The 8,334-nt window shown below is 53.3% G+C and carries 6 protein-coding genes; 5 read left to right on the top strand and 1 reads right to left on the bottom strand.

All coding sequences use genetic code 11. The features are described 5' to 3' along the window. Positions 1–43: 43 nt before the first annotated feature. The 4 genes from BM122_RS14605 to BM122_RS26160 all read left to right on the top strand — a co-directional run bounded on the left by BM122_RS14605 (position 44) and on the right by BM122_RS26160 (position 4,972). Positions 44–1,375: a UDP-glucose dehydrogenase family protein gene (locus tag BM122_RS14605; protein ID WP_074906310.1), complete on the top strand. Its 1,332-nt coding sequence runs from the start codon at positions 44–46 to the stop codon at positions 1,373–1,375. Then, positions 1,359–2,375: an NAD-dependent epimerase/dehydratase family protein gene (locus BM122_RS14610; protein ID WP_256212084.1), complete on the top strand. Its 1,017-nt coding sequence runs from the start codon at positions 1,359–1,361 to the stop codon at positions 2,373–2,375. Before BM122_RS14605 ends, BM122_RS14610 begins: the two co-directional genes overlap by 17 nt. Positions 2,376–2,589: 214 nt before the next feature. Continuing rightward, on the top strand, positions 2,590–3,777 hold the full coding sequence (locus BM122_RS14615; protein ID WP_074906313.1) for a glycosyltransferase: 1,188 nt from the start codon (positions 2,590–2,592) through the stop codon (positions 3,775–3,777). Between the two features lies 1 nt (position 3,778). Then, the gene (locus tag BM122_RS26160; protein WP_074906315.1) at positions 3,779–4,972 is read left to right on the top strand and encodes a glycosyltransferase; all 1,194 of its coding nucleotides are present in this window, start codon (positions 3,779–3,781) and stop codon (positions 4,970–4,972) included. On the opposite strand, the gene BM122_RS14625 is transcribed toward BM122_RS26160, so the two are convergent. Further along, positions 4,924–6,639: an ABC transporter ATP-binding protein gene (locus tag BM122_RS14625; protein ID WP_074906316.1), complete on the bottom strand. Its 1,716-nt coding sequence runs from the start codon at positions 6,637–6,639 to the stop codon at positions 4,924–4,926. The genes BM122_RS26160 and BM122_RS14625 overlap by 49 nt on opposite strands. A 317-nt stretch (positions 6,640–6,956) precedes the next feature. On the opposite strand from BM122_RS14625, the gene BM122_RS14630 reads away from it, so the two are divergent. Next, entirely contained in the window at positions 6,957–7,751 is a 795-nt protein-coding gene (locus BM122_RS14630) for a nucleotidyltransferase family protein (RefSeq protein ID WP_074906318.1), read from the top strand. The last annotated feature ends 583 nt before the right edge of the window (positions 7,752–8,334 follow it).

Below are 8,334 nucleotides of genomic sequence, written 5' to 3' on the forward strand. Positions count from 1 at the left end.
CCGATCGGCAACTTCGGAATTGAACTCTTAAAAAGGAAAACGCATGAGAGTTACCGTCATTGGTGCTGGTTATGTTGGACTGGTTACGAGCGCGTGTTTCGCCGATGTGGGAAACGATGTAGTATGTATTGATACCGATTCAAAAAAAATCGAGCGTCTTAATCACGGCGAAATTCCTCTACGCGAGCCAGGACTTGATGTCATTGTTGCTCGTAACAGCACAGCGGGGCGTCTGAAATTTTCAACGAGTTATCATGATGCAGTCGCCCATGCATCACTTATCTTCATTGCCGTGGGAACTCCTTCAAGCGAAGATGGCTCGGCCGATTTGTCGGGCGTATTGTCCTGTGCTCATGCCTTGGGCCAAAAAATTGTGCGCGATACGCTGGTGGTCATCAAATCCACCGTGCCCGTAGGCACCAATGATCAGGTGCTGGCTGCCTTGCAAAAGGAAATCCAGCAGTGTGGTGCTAACGTCCAGGTGCGCACCGCCTCAAACCCTGAGTTTCTTAAAGAAGGCGCCGCCGTCGACGATTTCATGCGGCCAGATCGTATTATAGTAGGCGTAAACGATGCGAATTCGACCGATGTATTGCGTGCGCTTTATCTCCCTTTTAACCGCAATCGTGATCGGCTGTTTATAATGGATGTACGCTCGGCCGAATTTACTAAATATGCAGCTAATGCCATGTTGGCGTTACGTATTTCCTTCATGAATGAGATGGCCAACATCGCAGACCGGCTGGGTGTGGATATCGAAGAAGTACGCTACGGCATAGGGGCGGACCCACGTATTGGACCAAACTTTCTATATGCTGGAGTGGGTTTTGGCGGCTCGTGCTTTCCCAAAGATTTGCGCGCACTCGTGCGTCTCGCTGATAGCATCGGGGAGTCGGCTCTGTTGCTGCGTTCCTCTATCCAAGTTAACGAACGGCAGCGTGGCATTTTATTTGAAAAGATCAAAGTATTTTTTGGAGGAAACATACAGGGTAAAACCATTGCGCTGTGGGGCTTGGCCTTCAAAGCCAATACCGACGACATGCGTGAAGCTCCCAGTATTACGCTGGTCGATTTGCTCACTCGCTTCGGCGCGAGCGTACGGGCCTATGATCCCGCCGCTATCGACAACGCTCGTCAAATATTTAAAACAACCCAAGGAATAACGTATACCGCTTCAGCACGTGAAGCGTGTGATGGTGCTGACGTGCTCGCCGTTGTCACCGAATGGCTAGAATTTCGTAGTCCTGACTTTGAATGGCTTGCCGCAACGCTCACCCATAAAGCCCTGTTTGACGGTCGTAACCTCTATAATCCTGCTTTCGTGCGCGCTAATGGGCTGCAATATTTCGGTGTGGGACGTGGACACAGCAACTAGCTGCAACGCCAGAAATGCTCCCATCCTCGTCACAGGTGTGGCCGGATTTATTGGCATGCATCTGACTCAGGCGCTGCTCGCGCGTGGTGAGCAGGTAGTAGGCGTAGATAATCTCAATGACTACTACGATCCTGTGCTTAAAGAAGCACGGCTGGCGCAGTTACAGACTTATTCCGCTTTTACGTTTGAGCGCATGGATATTACGCATCAACAAATGTTTTCTGCCTTACTCGCGCGGCTGCACCCCACACGTATCGTGCACCTCGCCGCACAAGTGGGCGTACGTTATTCCATTACGCAGCCGCATGCTTTTATCGATGCCAACCTGAGTGGTTTTCTCAACGTGCTGGAAGCAGCACGTCATCTGCAGCGCGCAGGGATGTTCACCCATCTCGTCTATGCCTCCAGCTCCAGTGTGTATGGTGCCAACAGCAAGGTACCTTTCGCGGTCGAAGATCGAGTGGACACACCCGTGAGCCTGTATGCGGTTTCCAAGCGCGCCAACGAATTGATGGCGCAGGTTTACGCGCGCCAGTTTGGTATTGCCGCGACGGGTTTGCGTATTTTCACGGGTTATGGCCCCTGGGGTCGACCTGACATGGCAGCCTTTAAGTTTACCCGTGCAATTTTAGCGGGTGAGCCTATTGATGTTTACAACCACGGCCAGCTGCAGCGTGATTTCACCTACATTGATGACATTATTAGCGGTGTGCTGGCCGTGCTGGATCGCCCTCCGCCTGCTGTGGAGGGCGTACCCCATGCACTCTACAATATTGGTAACCATCAGCCTGAGCCACTGCTGCATTTTATTGAGGTGTTGGCTCAAGCGCTGGGCCGTATTCCGAGGTTAAATCTGCTGCCGATGCAACCGGGTGACGTGCTGATGACTTACGCGGACACCGCGTCGCTACAACATGATTTCGGCTGGCGTTCTACCACAACAATTGAGCAGGGTTTGCCACGTTTTGTGGTCTGGTACCGTGAGCACTATGGAGTTTGATTCTCAAGAATTGACTGGCAATCACTTTGGCCTTTGCGCTTTCTGGCCACATCGCTCGCCATGCAAGCGCCGAGTAATTCCATTTCCAAATCAAAAATGATGCGAAGGCGAACCACAGACAGTATCAATAAAATACGGCAAGGTGAAGCCGACAAAGTCAGTTTTGATTTAGAAATGGAATAAGCACTAGCATGCGATACAACGCCCTACTGACATGAGACATGACTACCCAATCGAGCAGCATATACCGCGCATCGCGGTGTTCTTGTCCGGTTTAAGCGGCGGCGGTGCGCAACGGCGTAGTCTGCTACTTGCACGAGGTTTCGTGGAGCGCGGCTGCGCGGTCGACGTGGTCGTGGTGCGTGGCGAAGGTCCCTTTCGTGCCGCGGTACCAGCCGGTGCGAGATTATTCGTACTCAAGTCTTACGCGGCTCATTTGCCAGTCATCCGAAACTTCAAAGGACTGTGGGTGATGAGTAGTCTATTTGCCTTGGCACGTTATCTTGCCGTGGAGTGTCCTCACGTTCTGCTGTCCACTTCGATTCCTGCCAACCTAGCCGCTTTGTGGGGAAGAGCGTTGTCGCAGACCCGCATACCCATCGTGATTACCGCCAATCTCAATCTCACAAAGGCGACGGCGAAATGGGGTGCATTCATTGCAAAGCTACTGCACTGGCTGATTTCGCGCGCCTATAACAGCGCACAAGCAGTCATCGCTATTTCACGCGGCGTCGCTGAAGACCTTATGACAGTCACCGGCATTTCCGAGCAGCGCATATTCCAGATTTACAATCCGCTCGACCTCGAGCTTGTGGCCCGCCTGTCGCGCGAAACGGTCGACCATCCGTGGCTGAGCACCGATGCGCCCCCTGTCGTGCTCGCGGTCGGCAAACTCAAATTGCAGAAGGATTATCCCACGCTCGTTCGGGCCTTTGCGCGCGTGCAGGCAAATCGTAAGATGCATCTGGTCATTCTGGGCGAGGGCGAAGAGCGTGCGCGCATCGAGCGTCTCACCAGGGAGCTTGGTATCGAAAACGACGTCTATATGCCAGGCTTTGTTGAGAACCCCTTCGCGTGGATGGCGCGTGCTTCAGTTTTCGTGCTGGCATCTGCCTGGGAGGGTTTCAGCAATGTATTGCTTGAGGCACTTGCCTGCGGCTGCACGGTGGTGAGCACGGACTGCCCAAGCGGTCCGCGCGAAATTCTCGCCGACGGCAAATTCGGCTATCTGGTCCCGGTCGGAAACGATGCAACGCTAGCCGATGCAATATTGGCTGCATTATCGGCACCATCACAGCGTGAGCATTCGATCGCACGAGCGATAGAGTTCAGCTTCGACGTTGCCATAGAACGCTACCTCGCGGTGCTCCGCGGCGTCTGTGCGCTCAGAGAGGAGAACTGACATGCGGATCGCTCTATTTATCTATAGCCTGCGCGGTGGCGGTGCCCAACAGCGCGCCCTTACGCTCGCCAATGGTTTCGCCGAAAGAGGGCATGTTGTCGATCTCGTGGTCATTGCTGACGATAACGCTGGCATCGCGCTATATCCCGGCGTGCGAGTCGTTGTGCTCAAGCAGGGCTGGCGCCACCTATTCGAGAGACTCAATCGACACATCAATCTGCGTGGGCTGTTTACCGCCTGTGCCATGCCGGCGTTGGCATGCTATCTCCGAGACGAGCATCCTGACGTGTTGCTTTCAGGTGCGAGCCACGTCAATTTGGTTGCCATATTTGCACTTCGTTTCTCCAAGATGCACATTCCCCTCGTTCTGCGTGCGAGTAATTATCCTTCTGGTAATATCCACTGGTGGCCACCGTTTGAGCAAGCGATCCACCGCTTACTGCGCTGGACGCTCGGTGTTGTTTATCCGTGGGCAGATCATATTATTGCCGTCTCCCAAGGTGTTGCGCGCGAGGTGCAGCGCCTCACCGGTTTGCCCGACAATCGCGTCACAACGATCTACAATCCCGTGGTCGGTCCTTACATTGCACGCCGTGCCGCGGAACCTGTCAACCATGTTTGGGTCGCCGACCGCTCTGTTCCGTTGATCATTGCTGTGGGTCGTCTGACCATGCAGAAAGACTATCCAACACTGATTCGTGCTTTTGCGCGGGTGCGCGCAGTCCGTGCAGCGCACTTGGTGATTCTCGGCGAAGGGCGACAACGCCACAAGCTCGAGAAGTTCGTGCATGAGCTCCGACTCGATACTGATGTCGCGCTCCTAGGTCATGTGGACAATCCATTGGCCTGGATGTCGAAGGCAGCCGTGCTTGTGTTGTCTTCTGCATGGGAAGGCTTACCGGGTGTGTTAATCGAGGCGCTGGCGTGCGGCTGTCCAGTCGTGTCGACGGACTGTCCGAGTGGTCCGCATGAGATACTGGAGGGCGGCATCATCGGCCCCTTGGTGCCGGTACACGACGACCGGGCACTCGCTGCAGCCATTCTTAAGCTGCTTGCAGCACCGCCCGCACGTGCCAAGCTCCTTCGTCGGGCTGAGGATTTTCGTATTGATGCTGGGGTTGATGCCTACCTGCGTGTGCTCGCGGCTCAAGTCGCGGCACGTGGCGTTTCCGCTGGACCAAGCAGCACCGCATGACCGGACTCGATCCGGTAAGCTTGGTCTGCCAGAGAAAGCGGCGTTTGCTGATGCGAGACAGCGAGGATCGTAACTTGGCTGCGCAGCCCTGCTACCATCTGCCATATGGCTTCCTCGCTGGTCGTATCCAGCATCGAAGTGGGCTCGTCCAAGATGAGGAGCAGCGGACGACGCACAAGGGCGCGCGCGATCGCAATGCGCTGGCGTTCACCGCCCGAGAGTTTGCCACCCAGCTCGCCGACGTTGCTGTCAATGCCTTGTGGCAAGTGTTGGATGAATAGCCACGCACCACAGCGTCGCAGCGCATCCTCGATGTCTGCACGACCGATTGCTGGATCACCGAGCGATACGTTTAGCGCGATACTCTCATTAAACAGCACCGTCTCCTGCGGAACATAACCGATCATGCGCCGCCATGTGGTTGTATCGAGCTCGCTAAGTGGCACGTCGTCCACATAGATGTGACCGGACTGTGGGCTCACCAGACGGGCAAGCAAATCGATAATGGTGGTTTTGCCGGCGCCGGATGGCCCAACAAGTACAGTGAATTTGCCAGTCGGGATGTCGAAAGATACCCCATCGAGGACCCTGTGCGTGTCGTGAGCGAAGACTACATCGCGTAACATAATGCCGCGTGAGAGGTGCGGCAGGGTGTCGCCAGTGATCATTTCACGCTCGGCCTCGGCTGCCTCGACGGTCGAGAGCAGTGACCAGTATGCGCTTTCCTTCTCGGCCATATCCTGGTACTGTCGCTGTGCTTTGTTGAGGCTCGTCAGCATGCGAATAAAGACCAGCGCGAGCATGAATACTAATGAAAGGTCGAGGCCAAGCACAACGATGCATACATACACACTGATGGCGACGTAGGACATGAGCGCCATGTCCTGGAGCGCTGCGACCGCTTCTTTAGTGATGACCTGGCGGCGTAAGGCGGTGTTAAGCTGCTCGGTCTCATTCACGAGTATCGGCGCGACGATCGGCTCGCGTCCCATGACCTTGACAAGCTTGATACCACGAAAGACGTCAATGAGACGGGTAATGGCATCTTTTTGCAGCGTTGTTTGCAGCGTACCTGCAGCCCGTGTAATGTGAACGAGATGGCTGAGGATTGAAACGGTGACGATGCCAAGCAGAATCGCCACACCTGTTGCCGGCGAGGAAGTCATTGCGGCGATGACTGCATAGGCAATCACGATAATTAACTGAGAGATCATCGTGACGCCCGCTAAATAAGCTTGCGAGGCACGGGTGGCTTCTGCTGCGAATGCGTTGGCGAGCACTCCGACAGGCTGACTCGTGAAATAGGCCCAACGAGTACACAGCAAGGCGCGTAACAAACGCAGTCGCAGATCAGTGGCGACTTGCGCTACGGTGTAGCCGACCTGGCGGTTAGCAACGAGTAGCAGCGCGGATTTGATCAGCAATGCTACCAATATTACCAACAATAAAACAGGTGTGGACGGATGGAGCCCTACAGACGACAACACAGGCTCTATTATTTGAGCAAGCGCTGAATGTTCGCTGGCTGGTCGGTTACTCGCAAGGCTCAGCAGCGGAAGCAAGGTGGAAAACCCAAAACCCTCCACCGCCGCAGCTAAGACGAGCGACGCAACCACCAGTGCACTGCGCCATGGATCGCTACGGGAGAAGATGAGCAGCAATTTCATGAAGAGGGACTGTCACCCCGCCTCAAAAATTTTCTGGCAATCTGGGCTTATGCGCACCACATCATACCGGTAGTATGCTTCAAGGTGTCGTTTCATGTATGCTCCGTTTTGAATAGTTGCTAACATTCTTCCATTTCTCAATCAAAAACTGATTTTGTCGGCTTCACCTTGCCGTATTATTTATATTGTTTGCGGCTCGCCTTCGCGTCATTTTTGATTTGGAAATAGAATGACTACAAGCATATACCGTACCTCAGACAAGGGGGTAGCTCCTTATGAAAAAAACATTTTATTACAAAGAATAGAGGGGATAGAACGTGACTCAAGACACATCCTATGCTGCTGTAGTGCTCGCAGCAGATCGCACCGCCAACGATGCCGTTGCCAGCAAAGCAGGCGTTGCCTGTAAAGCGTTTGCTCCTATTGGCGGCACGCCGATGATTATCCGAGTGCTGGATGCATTGGCTGCGACTCACATGATTCAATCGATCATCCTATGCGGTCCACCCAAAGTATTACTGCCGCAGTGTCCAGAGCTGGTCAGGCGTATTGAAAGCGGACAAATCGTCTGGGTCGCCAATGAGAGTTCACCTAGCCGTAGTGCGGACAAAGCGCTGGCGCAAGTGGATGAGCATACTCGCGTGTTGCTTACCACAGCTGATCATGCGCTCCTCACACTAGAAATCGTGCAGTATTTTCTGGACGCATCGAGTGCGGCGGATTGTGATGTGACGGTGGGCATGACCGATCATGAACTCATCAAAGCCGCTTTTCCAGGGCGCAAGAAAACGGCTATCCGCTTACGAGATGGGAATTTTTGTGGCTGTAACCTGTATACCTTCAATCAGCAAGGCAGGGAACTCATTTCATTTTGGCGCAGGGCGGAAGAGCAACGCAAGCGACCCTGGCGGCTGATTGGCCGGGTGCTTGGCTGGCGAGCCGTATTGAGTTATTTGTTTGGTTTTTTAACAATGACGCAAGCGCTGAAAAGCGTTTCGGCCAAAACGGGAGTAAGCATACAGGCGATTAAGCTTCCCTTTGTAGAAGCGGGGATTGATGTTGATAAGGCTGAGGATTTGCAGCTAGTAGAATCCCATTTAAATAAACGATGAAGCAACTTGTCTGAGACAATCGGTTAGTCAGCAAACAAACCCCGCATTATTTCCAAGGAGAAATTGTGAGAACTCCGCTTCAACAAATCTATGTTGAATTTGCTGACCACTATGAGCAACAGCGAGGTCTTTATAATATGACCTAAGGGTTTATCAGGGATAGGCCGCGGTTTTAGTTATGGGAGAAATAGATTGCTGCATTCTGGTTTTATAGTCTTGTACGGTCGTCCAGATTTGCTAAGCGCTTCCCGATGTCCCGGTGTCTGGCGATATCTGCAGCTTAAAGAGTTCATTGCTGAGCGAGTTGTGCCCTTCATGTCCGTCAGATTCTTTTACCAGCCCTGATTCAATTCATAACGGAACAGCTCGCAGTAAGCTTTCAGCCAGTCAAACCATGGTCTATCCCCTATTTGTTACCCTACTTTCCTATTATTCTACGCTCAGCTAAGTTATTTGTTACGAGCTGGCGTGAAGGGCTTCGGCTTTGCAGGAATCTCAGTATCGCTAAACGTTTTCATATACGCTACGATGGCATCCTCTTCTTCTGAGGTTAACCCAAGATTACCAAGAATAGGCCCCCCGC

The organism is Nitrosomonas communis (assembly GCF_900114745.1).
In the GTDB taxonomy this organism is placed as follows: Bacteria; Pseudomonadota; Gammaproteobacteria; order Burkholderiales; family Nitrosomonadaceae; genus Nitrosomonas; species Nitrosomonas communis_A.

What these genes read in the sequence shown, in the direction of transcription:
- BM122_RS14605 (WP_074906310.1), top strand. Translation starts at nt 44, where the DNA reads ATGAGAGTTACCGTCATTGGTGCTGGTTATGTTGGACTGGTTACGAGC.
- BM122_RS14615 (WP_074906313.1), top strand. Translation starts at nt 2,590, where the DNA reads ATGAGACATGACTACCCAATCGAGCAGCATATACCGCGCATCGCGGTG.
- BM122_RS26160 (WP_074906315.1), top strand. Translation starts at nt 3,779, where the DNA reads ATGCGGATCGCTCTATTTATCTATAGCCTGCGCGGTGGCGGTGCCCAA.
- BM122_RS14625 (WP_074906316.1), bottom strand. Translation starts at nt 6,639, where the DNA reads ATGAAATTGCTGCTCATCTTCTCCCGTAGCGATCCATGGCGCAGTGCA.